The organism is Ruegeria halocynthiae, from assembly GCF_000743705.1.
GTDB classification, from domain to species: domain Bacteria; phylum Pseudomonadota; class Alphaproteobacteria; order Rhodobacterales; family Rhodobacteraceae; genus Ruegeria; species Ruegeria halocynthiae_B.
The window spans coordinates 746,401-760,563 of the sequence record NZ_JQEZ01000003.1 but is presented as its reverse complement, the minus strand read 5'-3'; the positions used below and the strand labels follow the sequence as shown (position 1 = coordinate 760,563).

The 14,163-nt window shown below is 60.2% G+C and carries 14 protein-coding genes and 1 pseudogene; 9 read left to right on the top strand and 6 right to left on the bottom strand.

The annotated features are described in order from the left end of the window. Positions 1-39 precede the first annotated feature (39 nt). Entirely contained in the window at positions 40-945 is a 906-nt protein-coding gene (locus JT51_RS14355) for a rhodanese-related sulfurtransferase (RefSeq protein WP_037313796.1), read from the top strand. A 74-nt stretch (positions 946-1,019) separates the two neighbouring features. Continuing rightward, the gene (locus JT51_RS14350) at positions 1,020-1,523 is read left to right on the top strand and encodes an ion channel (protein ID WP_037313795.1); all 504 of its coding nucleotides are present in this window, start codon (positions 1,020-1,022) and stop codon (positions 1,521-1,523) included. Positions 1,524-1,527: 4 nt separating this feature from the next. Here JT51_RS14350 and JT51_RS14345 read toward each other — a convergent pair whose 3' ends face one another. After that, positions 1,528-1,857 (bottom strand): hypothetical protein, encoded by a 330-nt coding sequence (locus JT51_RS14345; RefSeq protein WP_037313794.1) that lies wholly within the window; start codon positions 1,855-1,857, stop codon positions 1,528-1,530. A 190-nt stretch (positions 1,858-2,047) separates the two neighbouring features. Between JT51_RS14345 and JT51_RS22250 the strand changes: the two are divergent. From JT51_RS22250 to JT51_RS14330, 3 genes and pseudogenes are all read left to right on the top strand, one after another. Then, positions 2,048-2,167: pseudogene (locus tag JT51_RS22250) on the top strand (aldehyde dehydrogenase family protein); the annotation flags it as partial. A 226-nt stretch (positions 2,168-2,393) separates the two neighbouring features. After that, positions 2,394-4,835: a GcvT family protein gene (locus JT51_RS14335; RefSeq protein ID WP_037313791.1), complete on the top strand. Its 2,442-nt coding sequence runs from the start codon at positions 2,394-2,396 to the stop codon at positions 4,833-4,835. Then, entirely contained in the window at positions 4,832-6,184 is a 1,353-nt protein-coding gene (locus JT51_RS14330) for an MmgE/PrpD family protein (protein ID WP_037313790.1), read from the top strand. Before JT51_RS14335 ends, JT51_RS14330 begins: the two co-directional genes overlap by 4 nt. A 48-nt stretch (positions 6,185-6,232) precedes the next feature. Here the strand turns inward: JT51_RS14330 and JT51_RS14325 are convergent, their stop codons facing one another. Genes JT51_RS14325 through JT51_RS14305 form a run of 5 tightly spaced genes read right to left on the bottom strand, consistent with a single transcriptional unit; the run spans position 6,233 to position 10,843 of the window. Beyond that, a complete protein-coding gene (locus JT51_RS14325) occupies positions 6,233-8,377 on the bottom strand; it encodes a hypothetical protein (protein ID WP_051927571.1) in 2,145 nt (714 codons plus the stop codon). Next, positions 8,374-9,243: a flagellar motor stator protein MotA gene (motA, locus tag JT51_RS14320; RefSeq protein WP_037313787.1), complete on the bottom strand. Its 870-nt coding sequence runs from the start codon at positions 9,241-9,243 to the stop codon at positions 8,374-8,376. Before motA ends, JT51_RS14325 begins: the two co-directional genes overlap by 4 nt. Before the next feature lie 38 nt (positions 9,244-9,281). Then, a complete protein-coding gene (locus JT51_RS14315) occupies positions 9,282-9,857 on the bottom strand; it encodes a MotE family protein (protein ID WP_037313784.1) in 576 nt (191 codons plus the stop codon). Beyond that, the gene (locus tag JT51_RS14310) at positions 9,854-10,336 is read right to left on the bottom strand and encodes a DUF6468 domain-containing protein (protein WP_037313782.1); all 483 of its coding nucleotides are present in this window, start codon (positions 10,334-10,336) and stop codon (positions 9,854-9,856) included. The genes JT51_RS14315 and JT51_RS14310 overlap by 4 nt, the downstream gene beginning before the upstream one ends. A gap of 9 nt (positions 10,337-10,345) precedes the next feature. Next, positions 10,346-10,843, bottom strand: coding sequence for a flagellar basal body-associated FliL family protein (locus JT51_RS14305; RefSeq protein WP_037314353.1), 498 nt, complete (start codon positions 10,841-10,843; stop codon positions 10,346-10,348). Positions 10,844-10,962: 119 nt separating this feature from the next. On the opposite strand from JT51_RS14305, the gene fliF reads away from it, so the two are divergent. The 4 genes from fliF to fliP are packed head-to-tail and all read left to right on the top strand — an operon-like array spanning position 10,963 to position 14,159. Further along, a complete protein-coding gene (gene fliF, locus JT51_RS14300; RefSeq protein WP_037313780.1) occupies positions 10,963-12,552 on the top strand; it encodes a flagellar basal-body MS-ring/collar protein FliF in 1,590 nt (529 codons plus the stop codon). Continuing rightward, entirely contained in the window at positions 12,552-13,148 is a 597-nt protein-coding gene (locus tag JT51_RS14295; protein ID WP_037313777.1) for a hypothetical protein, read from the top strand. Before fliF ends, JT51_RS14295 begins: the two co-directional genes overlap by 1 nt. Further along, positions 13,141-13,428, top strand: coding sequence for a FliM/FliN family flagellar motor switch protein (locus JT51_RS14290; RefSeq protein ID WP_037313776.1), 288 nt, complete (start codon positions 13,141-13,143; stop codon positions 13,426-13,428). Before JT51_RS14295 ends, JT51_RS14290 begins: the two co-directional genes overlap by 8 nt. Continuing rightward, complete coding sequence (gene fliP / locus JT51_RS14285; RefSeq protein WP_037313774.1) at positions 13,428-14,159, top strand: flagellar type III secretion system pore protein FliP; 732 nt, start codon at positions 13,428-13,430, stop codon at positions 14,157-14,159. Before JT51_RS14290 ends, fliP begins: the two co-directional genes overlap by 1 nt. Positions 14,160-14,163: the final 4 nt, after the last annotated feature.

The window sequence follows — 14,163 nt, the reverse complement described above, 5'->3', positions numbered from 1 at the left end:
TCCCTTGCGACTCTTTTCGCACGGGTTTAGACCGCGCGCATGTATACGATCGCTGCTCTCTATCACTTCACCCGTTTTCCCGATCACGCCGCCGTGCGCGCGCCTTTGCTGGAACTGTGCCAAGCGCAATCGGTCAAAGGCACCTTGTTGCTGGCGCAAGAGGGGATCAATGGCACCATTGCAGGCCCCCGCGCCGGAATCGACGCGGTTCTGGCCCATATCCGTGCGCTGCCGGGCTGTGCAGACTTGGATTGGAAAGAGGCCACAGCCGATCATCCGCCCTTTGGCAAGATGAAGGTCCGCCTGAAGAATGAGATCGTGACCATGGGTCAGCCGGACGTCGACCCGCGCGCCCGTGTCGGCAATTATGTCGAGCCCGAGGAGTGGAATGATCTGATCCGTTCCGACGACGTGGTGCTGATCGACACGCGCAATGACTATGAGGTGGCGATTGGCACGTTTGAGGGCGCAATAGACCCTGAAACAGCCAGTTTCCGCGAATTCCCGACCTGGTGGGAAGAAAACAAGGACCGTTTTCACAACAAGCGCGTCGCCATGTTCTGCACCGGCGGCATCCGTTGTGAGAAATCGACCAACTTCCTGCTGGGGCAGGGGGTCGAGGATGTCTTTCACCTGAAGGGCGGCATCCTGCGATATCTTGAGGAGATGCCCGCCGACGGCAGCACCTGGCAGGGTGAATGTTTCGTGTTCGACAACCGCGTCTCTGTCGGGCACGGGCTGGTCGAAGGGCCGCATAAATTGTGCCATGGCTGCCGCCGCCCGATCCTGCCCGAGGACGTCAAGCGCCCGGAATACGAACATGGCGTGTCCTGCCACCAGTGTATCGACGAGACCTCGGACGCGGACAAGACGCGCTTTCGCGAGCGGCAAAAGCAGATCGTACTGGCCCGTCAGCGCGGCGAGGAACACCTGAGCGCCGACTAAACCCCTGATGTTTCAGGTTGCAGGCGCGGAAATCTGACCCGATGATTGGCTGTGCTTTAACCCTCGGAGGTCCAATGCGCCGCGATCCGATAACTCTGGAAGAGTGGAAATCGACCTTTGTCGCCGCCCTGGGGCTGGTGATCGTCAGCTTTATCGCCTGGTACGGCCTGTCGCGGCTAAGCGAAACCACCGCTGGCGACACAATCGGAACGGTGGCGACCGTGGGATTGACGGTCTGGCTGGTGTCGCAAACCTGGTACTATATGACCAACGTAAAATCTCCGCGCCGTCAGCTGTTGCTGATGGGGATTTCCTTCATTCAGGTCGTGCCCTTCCTGTTTGCGGCCGTCTATGGCTCGTTCGGATATCACGATCTGTGTGTGGTCGGGGCATCGGGGCCTGCGGATGTTCTGTATTTTTCCTATGTTACCTTCACAACCGTAGGCTTTGGTGATTTGCACCCTGCTGGCTTGTGCCGTGGACTTGCCGTGGCCGAGGCCATCACCGGGTACATCCTGCTGGGCCTGTTCGTGGCAGCCGCAGTCGGGATCTACGCACGCAGTCACACTTACGACTGACCGGTTACTTGTTGTGGTCGATCCACAGGGACATTGCCTGCTTGTCGCGGAAACACTCTGACGGAACTTGCCGACGCTTGGTGCGCGCAATCCGTTCGGCAAAGGCCACCTGTTTGCCGGTTGGGTAATTGGCAAAGGGTGACGGATCATCTGGTTTATGCGCCGAAATCCAATTCGACAACGCCCGCCTGTCACGCTGCGCCTCAACCGGGATTTCCAGCGCCGACTGCTGCGCGATGGCGCGGGCATAGCGCATTTGCCGGTCCGTAACCGGCAGCAGGTAATAGTCGTTTGACGGGCCGCTCAGGGCCGGGTTCCGCGAAAAATGGGCCATCGGGTGATCCTCTGACTGTGTGGAACATAAATGGAACATTAACCTTTCATTTCAAGAGAAGGCCGGTTCGGATCGGCGGTAACCTGCTGATCTCTGGTTCACTGGCTGCCCGGTCAACTCAATTTAGACGCAAGGGAAATTGTCTTTCAGGCTCTAAATGGCGCGAAAAATTGACCTAAGTCGAACGGCTGTCAGCATCGGCGCAGGAAGCTATCCGACCCAGATCGCCTGCTGGAAAAGGGCCCCGGCGCTGGCCCGCGGCAATACGATGGTGTTCGAACGCTCGGACACCACCTCCCTGTCGGTGCTGGACTTCGACACCGAAACCGAGGTTCTGACCCCGACCCTGGTCAAGGCACCTTTCTGAGGGTCGAAATGCCTTACCAAATCAACTTCACTTGAATATTTTTTAGGCTAAGAAAACTCTGTTCCCGACATTTGCGTCGGGAACAGAGCATAAGCCCCTTCCCACCTATGGCTGACTTTCCTGTATCCGAGCCGATCTGACCGCGCCCGCATTACAGGAGGTAATCCCAATGAAAACCCACGCACAGGCCGTTGTGATCGGAGGGGGCCTTGTCGGTTGTTCAATTCTTTACCATCTGGCCAAGCTAGGCTGGACCGATGTTGTCCTGCTGGAACGCGATGAGCTGACCAGCGGATCCACCTGGCACGCTGCGGCCAATATTCACGGTCTGCACGACAACAACAACATCACCCGCATCCAGCATTACACGATGAACCTGTACAAAGAGCTGGAGCAGGAAACCGGGCAAGGCTGCGGTGTGTTTCAGCCCGGATCGCTGTATCTGGCGCAGACCGAAGACCGTGAACACCAGCTACGCCTGCAAGAGGCCAAGGCCAAATTCTACGGCCTGAACTTTCACGAGATCAGCCGCGAACAGGCGAAAGAGCTGCACCCGCTGGCGCAGTTCGATGACATCCGCTGTATCATGTATGAACCCGATGGCGGCAATGTGGACCCGTCGGGCGTCACCCATGCCTATGCCGCAGGTGCCCGCGCGCTGGGGGCCACGATTGAGCGGTTTCGCCCCGTAATAGGGACCGAACAGCAACCCGATGGCTCTTGGATCGTGCGCACCGAAAAGGGCGATATCCACACGCAATGGGTGGTCAATGCCGGTGGTCTTTGGGGGCGCGAAGTGGCCGCGCTGGCGGGGATCGAACTGCCGCTGCAACCGACCGAGCATCAGTATTTCGTGACCGAAACGATTGACGAGGTTGCCAACCTGGGCCGTCGTCTGCCGTCCATCGCGGATCGGGATGGGGAGTATTACTTCCGGCAGGAAGGCAACGGCCTGCTGATTGGTGCCTATGAAAAAGATATGCGGTTCTGGGCCGAAAACGGCACGCCGCTGGATTTCGCCCATGACCTGTTCCCCGATGATCTGGACCGGATCATGGAAAACGTCATCCGCGCCACCGAACGGGTGCCGGTGGCGGCCACCGCCGGGGTCAAACGGGTGATCAACGGCCCGATGATCTGGTCGCCGGACAGCAACGCGATCTGGGGGCCGGTGCCGGAACTGCAGAATTACTTCTGCTGTACCGGTATCATCCCCGGTTTCTCACAATCCGGGGGTCTTGGCCTGCTGTCCGCCCAATGGATGATCGAGGGTGAGCCGCAATACGACATGTTCGCCTGGGATTTGGCGCGGTTTGGTGATTGGGCCGACAAGAAATTCACCAAAGCTCGGGTCGAGGACGTCTATACCCACCGTTTCGCCATCCATTTCCCGAACGAAGAACGCAGCGCCGGTCGCCCGGCCCGAGTCCGCCCGGCCTATCAGATGCAAAAGGACATGGGCTGTGTCTTTGGCCTGAACTGCGGCTGGGAACACCCGCTGTGGTTCGCCGATCAACCGGGCACGGCGGAAACCAACGGCTTTACCCGCCAGAACTGGTGGGGTCCCGTTGGACGCGAGGCGCAGATGCTGCGGGATCATGTGGGCGTTATCGACATATCGAATTTTGCCAACTACGTGATCAAAGGACCCAGTGCGTTTGACTGGCTCGACCGTCTGGTGGCCAATCGCGTGCCAACCGAAATTGGCCGATCGTGCCTGACGCCTCTCATCTCCGTGCGGGGTGGGGTGGCAGGTGATTTCACCATCACCAAGACTGCCGAAGATGAATACATGATGATCGGCTCGGGCATGGCCGAGCGGTATCATCAGCGGTTTTTCAACATGGTCGATCTGCCCAAAGGCACGACGTTCGAGGTCGCCACCAACCGCATTGCGGGGTTCAACGTGGCCGGGCCGAAATCCCGTGATCTGTTGCAGCGACTGACCAACGCGGATCTGTCGAACGAGGCGTTCCGCTTCATGCGTTCGCAAACCATCGAGGTGGCCGGAATTACCTGTCTGGCCATCCGCGTCAGCTTTACCGGTGATCTTGGGTGGGAGTTGCACTGCGCTGAAGAAGATCAGATCAGGCTCTATTCAACGCTTTTGGATGCTGCCAAGGCGCTGAACGGCGGACCGGTTGGCGGCCGTGCGCTGGGGTCGCTGCGTATCGAAAAGGGCTATGGCTCGTGGGGGCGCGAGTATTCTCAGGAATACTGGCCGCAAGAGGTGGGGCTGGCGGGCCTGATCAAGCTGGACAAAGAGTTTTTGCACAAAGACGCCTATCTGGCGATCAAGGACAACCTCGCGCGCGAGGTTCTGTCGATCTTTGAGGTCGATGTAAACGATGCCGATGCCACCGGTGGTGAGCCGATCTTTACCCCGGACGGTACGCCCGTGGGCCGCGTGACCTCGGGGGGCTATGGCTATTCGGTGGGTAAGTCTTTGGCGATTGGCTATGCCGACCCGAATGTGGCCCAACCCGGCGACACGGTCGAGGTCTTCATCCTTGGCAAACCACACACAGCCAGAATTCTTGACGAACCTCCGTTCGACCCCAAAGGCCATCGTCTGCGCGATACCCAACCGGCCCTGGAAACGGTCAAATGACCGATACATTTGCCCGTGTCGCCGATTTCGCCCTGACGTGCCGTGCGGACCAGATGCCCGACAGCGCCAAAGAAGCAGCGGCGCTGATGATGCTGGACACAATGGGCATTCTGATCGCCTCGGGCCCGATGGAGGCCGGGGTGATTGCGCGTGACACGGCGGCGTTGCTGTATGCCAGCACGGACGCGGCCTATAGCGCCCGAATGCCGTTTGATGGACGGTCGGTCAGTATGGCAGGCGCGGCTTATGCCGGGGCTACTCAGATCGACAATCTGGACGGGCATGATGGCTATAACCCGACCAAGGGGCACATCGGTGTTGTCGTGCTGCCCGCGTTGATCGCCCTGGCCGAGCAGTGCCGCGATCTGAACGGGCCTGCGGCGCTGGCCGCTGTGATCACCGGTTACGAGGTCGCCGGACGCGCGGGGTTGTCGCTGCACGCAAGCGTCAGCGATTATCACACGTCGGGTGCTTGGAACGCGCTGGGCGTGGTGGCGATGGCGGCGCGGTTGCGTGGGCACACGCGGGATCAGATGCGGCAGGCAATGGGAATTGCCGAATACCACGGCCCCCGCAGCCAGATGATGCGCGAGATCGCAAACCCCACGATGCTGCATGATGGGTCGGGATGGGGCGCGATGGTGGGCATGTCGGCCGCAATTCTGGCCGAACGCGGCTTTACCGGAGCACCCGCAATTACGATTGAAGCGGAAACCGCCGTGCCCCATTGGGCCGATCTTAGCCAGTTCTGGCAGATTGAACATCAATACGTGAAACCCTATCCGATCTGCCGCTGGGCACATGCGGCCATCGACGGGGTTCGGGCGTTGATGTGGGAACATGACCTGACCCACACGCAAATCCGATCCATTCAGATCAACAGCTTTCACCAGGCGGCCTGCCTGTTCGCCGGAATGCCCGACACGACATCTCAGGCGCAATATTCCTTACCATTTGCCGTTGCCGTGCAGGCCATTCACGGCAGGATCGGAGTTGAACATATCTCGGGTTCGGGGCTGTCGGATCCGGTCGTGGAGCAGCTTGCGCGCCGCATCCATGTTGACGAAAACGATCGCCATAGCGCCCGGTTTCCTAGGGGGCGTTGGGCGGATGTCAAACTGACAACCACCGACGGGCAGGTGTTGGAATCCGGCGATATTCACGCGCGCGGTGGTCCCGAAGCGCCCATGTCGCGCGGTGAGGTGATCGCCAAATACATGGAGTTTGCCACCCCGGTTATCGGTCCCACCCGTGCTGAGGCGATCCATAAAGTCATACTGGGTTGGGTGGATCCCAAATCCAGATACGCGGGCCTGCTGCCTTTGCTTTTTAACGCGCCAGCGCGTTGATCCGGTTCGGGCGGGTACGCAAGGGGCCGGTAAAAGGACATCCATTCCTCATTCCTGCCCAAGCGTGGCAAGAAGTTCACCGATCCGTTGCCGTGTGTCCGCGCTGTCCTGCAACAGGCTTGCCGCGTCCGCCAGTGGCTTTTGCGCCTGTCGGGACGGCGCGCGTGACAGGCTCTGCGTTGCCTGAACGACCTGGCTGAACTTTGTATCTGTGTTTGGGTCGGCTTCATCCGGCAGGTCTGCCAGCCAGAACAATCTGTTGGCGGCATCCGGATCGCCCGTGATCCGCATCAGATCGCCCGCTGCCCTGAAATCCCCCACCGCCTGCATGGCCGTGGCCCGTAGCTGCACCGCCTTGTCCGAGGGGTCGTCGGCCAATTCCAGCATCGCCTGATGCGGGCGCTGGTCAAGCAATGCTGCCCTTGCCCGCAACCGCGCCCGGGCACCCCGCCGAAGCTTGTCCTGCGGCCGTCGGGCCAGTTTCAGCACTGATTTGGAAAACCCAAGTGAGGCTAACCTGTCGGCCACGGCGATGGCGGTGTCGGTTGTCAGGCCCTGGATATGCTTTTTGGGCAAGCTCAAGGCGCGGCGCAAAAACGTTGTGTCATCTGCCCGTTCAGTCAGAACCAGCATGACGCGGTTTAATGTTTCGGCGCTGTCGGCATTTTCGGGCAGCTCGCCCGCCAGATTTAGCGCGGCGTCATGTTCATTCGCCAGACTTAGGGCAACGGCATGTGTTCGCAGCATCTGCGGTCCGATTTCCGACCGGCGAAACTCGACCGTGTAAGAGGCGGCAAGGCCCAGCTCCTGCGGCGATACGGCGCCGCGATCCAGCCAGCGTTTGTCGACCAGCCGAGCCAGAGCCAGCGGTGCTTCCAACGCGGCGTCAGAGGTGGTGATAACTTCTTTCAGCAAAGCTTCGGTCCGGGGGGCATCGCCTTCGGCTGTTGCAACCTTGGCCTTGGCCTGCACGGCGCTGGGGCTGGTTTGCGTTTCAACGCGATCAACTGATCGCAATACGCGCCGGGCCGCCTCGATCTCTTGTCTATTTACCAAAATCTCGGCCAAAGTGGGGCCGATATACCGTCGCAGATGATCCGGCAGCCGGGCAAAGGACTGCTCAATCGCGGTCAGGTTGGCGTCCTCTTGCAAGTGGCCTTCGGTCAGCGTGGCCCACAAGGCCGAGTCACTTTCGCACCGCTGTAGACCGGCAAATGGATTCGGGGCCGTTAACCGGGTGTCATCCAGAATCTGGGCAATGGCTGCCACGCGGCTTGTGTCCTCGGATTGAACCTTCAACAGGTCCAACGCCCTGAGCGCCTCTGCCCCGAACCCGGAATACGCATAGAGTTTGGCCAATTGCAGGGCACGCGCCTTGTCGATGGTGTCGAACTCGTGAAACAGACCTGACCGGAGCGCTGAAACCTGTTCAAGGAACGGGCGATTGTCGGTCCATTTGTCAAACCCAAGCTCGGCGCTGGACACGCAGGGGGGCCGTTTTTCCAGTTGTGGAATATCAGGACCCAGCAAGCCGTTCAGGTCGTCCAGAACCGAGGTTACGTTGATGTTCAGCTCCGCCCCGGGGGGGATGAACAGGCTGTGATCGTCAACAGACGCTCTTGGGCCTGCAGGGGCTATGTTCAGATCGACGATGTCGCGGTCGGCCCCCTGCAACAGCCGCGTAGAAAGCTGCTCTTCAAAGCCTCGCGCGTTCAGCCCCAACAACGGCAGGGTCAGCGGATCAAGGGGGTGCGTCGGAATCAAAGGTTTTTCTACACGCGCGGCTTTGGGCAGGGTAAGCGGGGGGATATCTTTGCTGATCGGCGGCAGGGCCGTGCCTGGCGCAATATCCACCACGATCATCGTGTCTTTGAACAAAAAAGCCGACGCGGCGCAGTCGCAGCCAAACTCCATTTCCAGCGCGGCGCCCGGATTTACCTGTGACACCGCGGCCAGACGATTCTGGGTCAGACGTTGAAAGATGGAGCCGGTCTGAAACACCACGTCATCCAGTGCAACCTGCAGGCGCGCGCCGTTCTTTGTCTGGGTCACAGCCCATTCCGTGCCTTGCGGAACCTGAGCAACCAGCCGCGTATACCCGTCATGCTCGCCCGAGCGGACGGTAACCTCTTGCGCCACGCCCCCGGTCGCGGCTGCCGTCAGAAACAAGGCAAGAAACGCAATCCGGGTCATGCCGCCGCCTGTTTGAGTTCTTTCAGAGCCTCTTCAAGCTCGGTGAAACCCGGGCGGTTGTGGGTCGGTGTGTTCTGGCGACCGACCTCGATACACATGGCGGGGTTGTGGTTGTGCAGATTGGCGACCAGAACCTCTTTGATCAACTGATAGAAATGATTGTCCTCTTCGATGACGGCCTTGAGCTTGCCGGAAAAGGGGCCGACCAGACCATAGGCCAGAAACACACCAAGAAAGGTGCCGACCAGGGCCCCGCCGATCAGTTTGCCCAATACTTCTGGCGGCTGATCAATCGATCCCATCGTCTTGATCACCCCCAGAACCGCCGCCACAATTCCCAGCGCGGGCAGACCATCGGCCACGGTCTGCAAGGCGTGGCTGGAATGCATGGCATGGTGGAAATTCGCCTCCATCCGCTTTTCCAGAACCTCTTCGACCTGATGCGGATCGTCATAGTTCATCGACGCCGAACGCAGCGTATCGCAGATCAGATCCACCGCCTCTTTGTCGGATCGAATCTTTGGATAGGCCGAAAACAGAGACGAGTTTTCAGGGTCTTCGACATGTTGTTCAACCTCGACCGGGTTGGCCTTGGCGATGCGGATAAGCGAAAACAGCAGGCATAGCAGGTCGCGGTAATCCTCGGGTTTCCATTTCGGTCCCTTGAACACCTTGCCCATGTCCTTGGCCGTGTGTTTGACAGCGCTCATATCGTTACTGATCAGAAACGCGCCGACGGCGGCGCCGCCGATCATCATCATCTCAAAAGGGAGCGATTTCAAAATGATCGCCATTTTGCCGCCCGCAGCCAGATAACCGCCGAATACCATGGCGAAAATGACGACAATTCCGATAAGTCCGATCATGGGTGATCTCCAGCGAATTCCGATGCGGGGTTAAATTGCTATTCCTGAGGGGCCGAGGCATTGCGGCCAGCCATGATCACACTGATCGTATAGGCGACCTCGGGGCTTAGTCCGGCCAGAACGCCGGCAGCCGCATCCGGCGGCATACGCGACAGAAATCCGGCGGCAAAGCCCGGGTCCATGGTTTCGAACAGGGCGGCCGCGTCCTTGGGCTTCATGCTCTGATAGACATCCGTCAGCCGCGTCAGGTCGGTTTCGGCAGCTTTTTCGGCAATGGCGAGCGTCGCGCGCAGAGCTTCTTCGGCCTCTTGCAGTGCAACCAGGCGGACCTCGATCGCCTGATCGGCAACGGCCAGGGCCTTTTCCTTGTCCAGTGTGGCAGCCTCGCGCCGTTTCAGTGCCTCTTCCCGGCGCAACAATTCGGTCAGCAGAACCTGCGCCCCCGGCAAATCAACCTGCGCCTGATTGGTCTTGGGGGCAGTAGGTTCTTCGGTTTTCGCCAATGCAGGCCCAGCTTCCAACCCAAGGCGAATCACAGCGGACCCGATCATCAGCAACGAGATGACCGCAAGAACGCCGCCCCGTGGGCGTTTTTTTACTGGTCTGCGGGTCATGTCGCCGCCTCATTCTGAGTGCGACCGTGCCGTAAGAACATCAGGCCACCGGGCCGCTTGGCCTTTGTTGGGGTAGAGGTTTCCTCCGCTGTCTCGGGTGTCGCTGATTCCTTATGCTCGTCAGGTGAATCACCCGTGTCTTCCCGGGGTTTGACAGGCTCCGGCTCAGTCGGTTTCGCGGTCTTGTCCTCGGGCGGGATGACATCATGCATTGAGGCCATCATCAGCTCCAGCCGCTGAGCAACAGATTCAGCCCGCTGCGTCAGGTCTTTCAAGACTTCACCGGACTGGTCCGAGGCCTCACGCGCCGCGCCCAGCGATTTCTTCAACTCGTCCGCTTGTGTCGACAGCACAGCAACAGCGCCGCCCACGCCTTTTTCCAGATCAGTAAAACGCCTGAGCCGCCGCGACAGCACGAAGCAATAAAGACCCGCACCCAGCGCGCCGGCGACCAGCAAAATATCTGCAATCAGCTCCAACTTCGCCTCCTAGTTCAATACAAATTCCATCACGAGAACGTCGCGCACGCGGCCTTCTCCGACGACGATTTCAATGCGCCGCAGCAGATGTCCGCGGATGCGCATCAGGGCCAGAGAATCCTCAAGATCCGACACTTCGACCGCGCGCAGATAGCCGTTCAGGATGTCCATGATTCGCGGTTTCATCTTTTCGACATCAGCGGCATATCCGGCGTTCACCTCCAACTGGGCGTGAAACTTCAGATGCCGCGAATCGCCCGCCTTGACCGACACGATCACCGGCGGAAGGTCGATGAAACCCACCTGTGGCAATGCCTTTGCAGGCTTGCCTTTGTCCTTCCCCTCTGCCTCTTCCATCGCGGGTTTGCCGCCGAAAGGCAGCAGCCCGGAGGTGGTCAGGAAATAGCCACCGGCCGCCCCGGCCACAGCCAGAATCACCCCGATGATCATCCCCTTTTTCCCGGACTTTTCCGGGGCTTCTGCCTGTTCTGCAGTCGCGTCAGTCATGACGTCCTCACTTGTCCGTTCTGCAATCGTCATAACCCGGCAGGGACTAACCGATTGTTAAGGGCAATCGTCCAAACAGGGGATGCGCCGGGCAGAATGTCGGCGAGTCGGAGGTGAGTGTGCAGCAGATCGGAACTGTCTGGGCAAGTTTGGACAGGCGTAAACAAATCATCGTTGCCGGTGCGGTTGTGCTGGTGTTTCTTGGGGTCCTTGCGATGTCGCGTCTGATGACGGCGCCGTCGATGACCCTGCTTTATGCGGGGCTGGAAAGCGGGGCTGCGGGGGATATCGTTCGCTCGCTGGATCAGCGCGGGGTGCCGTATGAGATCCGGGGCGGTTCGATCTATGTGCCCGGGTCACAGCGGGATGAGCTGCGCATGACCCTGGCCAGCGAAGGCCTGCCCGCCAACGGCAACCGGGGGTACGAGCTGCTGGATTCGCTTAGCGGGTTTGGCACCACCTCGCAGATGTTCGACGCTGCCTATTGGCGTGCGAAAGAGGGTGAACTGGCCCGCACTATCGTCGGCAGCCCCTATGTCAGCCAGGCGCGGGTTCACATCGCCAACGGATCGACCAATCCGTTTCAGCGCAGTGTGGCTCCAACGGCTTCGATTTATCTGGTGCCGTCGGGGGGGCAGATCACATCCGATCAGGCCAAGGCGATCCGGTTTCTTGTGGCCTCGGCGGTCAGCGGGTTAGCGCCCGAGAATGTCACGGTCATCGATTCGAATGGGGCGGTGATCGGGGCGCAGGAAACCGCTGTTGCTGCTGACACGGCGGATGACAAGGCGCAGCAGTTGCGCGACCGGGTGATGCGGCTGGTCGAGGCGCGCGTCGGGGCCGGAAATGCGGTGGTTGAGGTCAGCGTTGACACCGTCACCAAGACCGAATCCATCCGCGAACGCCGCTTTGATCCCAATGGCCGCGTGGCTATCAGCACCGATGTCGAGGAACGCTCGGACAGTGCCCGCAACCAGTCTGGGGATGTCACCGTTGCGTCAAACTTGCCGGATGGCGATGGCGCCGGAGGAGACGAATCGAATTCCAACGCAACGCAGACGCGGGAACGGGTGAATTATGAGGTCTCGGAAACAGAGCTTGAGGTGCACAATGCACCCGGCGCGATCAAACGGCTGACGGTCGCGGTTCTGGTTAACGGAACGCGGTCGGTGGATGCCGCAGGGGTAGAGGCCTTTGAGCCGATGCCCGAGGCCGAAATGGACGCCTTGAAAGAACTTGTGGCCTCGGCCGTGGGTTTTGATGCGGCGCGCGGGGACGTCATCACCTTGAAATCGCTGGACCTGCCGGTGGTTGAACCGCAGGGCACGGTGGCTGCGTCCTCGATCTGGCAAAAGGTGCATTTCGACGCGATGTCGCTGATCCAGATGGCGGTTCTGGCGATTGTCTCACTGGTGCTTGGGTTGTTTGTGATCCGTCCGATCCTGACAAGTCCAGCGATGGCCCCTGCGCTGTTGCCTTCTGGCGTGACGCCCGAGCCCGACGCCTATCTGACAGGCGAAATTGCACCCGAAGAGGGCGGACAGGTCACCGCCCTGCCGGGGCAGGCGACCGCAGGCGGCGTGCCAGCGCTGGCCGCGCAGGCGGGGGCAGATCCGGTCGATCGGCTGCGGGCGATGATCGGCGACAAGCAGGAGGAAACCGTCGAGATCCTTCGCAGCTGGCTTGAAGAAGGTGAGGAGCGTGTGTGATGTCGATTGCCCATCTTCTTGAGGATTTCACGTCGCAAGCCGGGGGTGGCAAACTGCACCTGCTGGACGAAGAGGCGTTGGAAGAACAGCGGCTGGCCGCCTTCGAGCAGGGCTATAGCGCCGGTTGGGAAGACGCGGTTCAGGCGCAGGAACAAAGCCGGGGTCAGATCTCGGCCGAACTGGCCAAATCGCTCGAGGATATGTCCTTTACCTATCATGAGGCCGCCACCCGGATGACCCTGTCGCTGGAGCCGATGTTCCAGAGTCTGGTGGATGCCGTCTTGCCCGAAACGCTGGATCGGGGGTTTGCCGCCCGGTTGGTCGAGCAGTTGACCGAAATGGCGCGCGACCAGATCGGCCAGCCGATGCAAATCTTCGTGCCCCAGGGCCGCGCAACCGAGGTGGAGGCGATGGTGCCGCAGGATCTGTCCGCCCCCACCCGCGTGATCGAGAATCCGTCGCTGACCCCCGGTCAGGCGCGGTTGCAGGTTGGCACATCCCAGCGCGAGGTGGATTGCAGCGGCCTGCTCGACGCCGTCGCCGGGGCATTCGACGCATATGTATTTGAGGCAAAAGAGGCAGTGAACCATGAGTGATCCCCAGACCCCGAAACCCGAGAAATCCAACCCGTTCGAAGCGGTCCCTATCGAGGTCACGGTCTCAGTCGGGCGGGCGCGCCCATTGATCCGCGATTTGCTGAACATGGGTGAAAACGCCGTGCTGACCCTGGACAAGCGGATCGAGGATCCGGTCGATCTGTACGTCGGTGATCAACTGGTTGCCCGTGGCTTGCTGGAAGAGATGGAGGGCGATCAGGCCGGCCAACTGGCGGTGCGCCTGACCGAAATCGCGGATCTGCAGAACGGGATCGGTTGATGCGCTGCCTGCTTTGGCTGGTCGTCGCGCTGGCGACGCTGTCCCCATCCCTGGCTGCAGCGCAGGAACTGTCGCTGTCATTGGGCGAGGGGGGCTCGATCTCGGCGCGCACCATCCAGTTGATCCTGTTGATCACGGTTCTCAGCCTTGCGCCGGGGCTGGCGATCATGATCACCTGCTTCCCGTTTCTGATCACTGTTCTGGCCATTCTGCGGCAGGGTATCGGATTGCAGCAATCGCCGCCCAATATGTTGATTGTCAGCCTGGCAATGTTCCTGACTTACTTCATCATGGAGCCGGTCTTTTCCGAGGCATGGGCGACCGGCATCCGACCGATGGTCGAAGAAACGATGGAGGTTGAACCTGCGTTGGAAATCGCAATTCAACCGTTTCGCGCTTTCATGGCCGCGCGGATGGATGCGGATACGTTCCATGCGATGGCGGCCCTGCGGCCCGGTGGCGAGGCCATCGCACTGACGCCCGAAGCGCCGCTTTCGATCTTGATGCCGTCCTTCATGCTGTCCGAAATCGCACGTGCATTTCAGATCGGTTTCCTGATCTTCCTGCCGTTCCTGATCATTGATCTGGTGGTGGCGGCGGTGCTGATGTCGATGGGGATGATGATGGTGCCGCCCGCGACCGTGTCACTGCCGTTCAAGCTGGCGTTTTTCGTGATAGCAGATGGCTGGTCGCTGATCGCAGGCGCGTTGGTGCGCAGTTATATGACCTGAACGG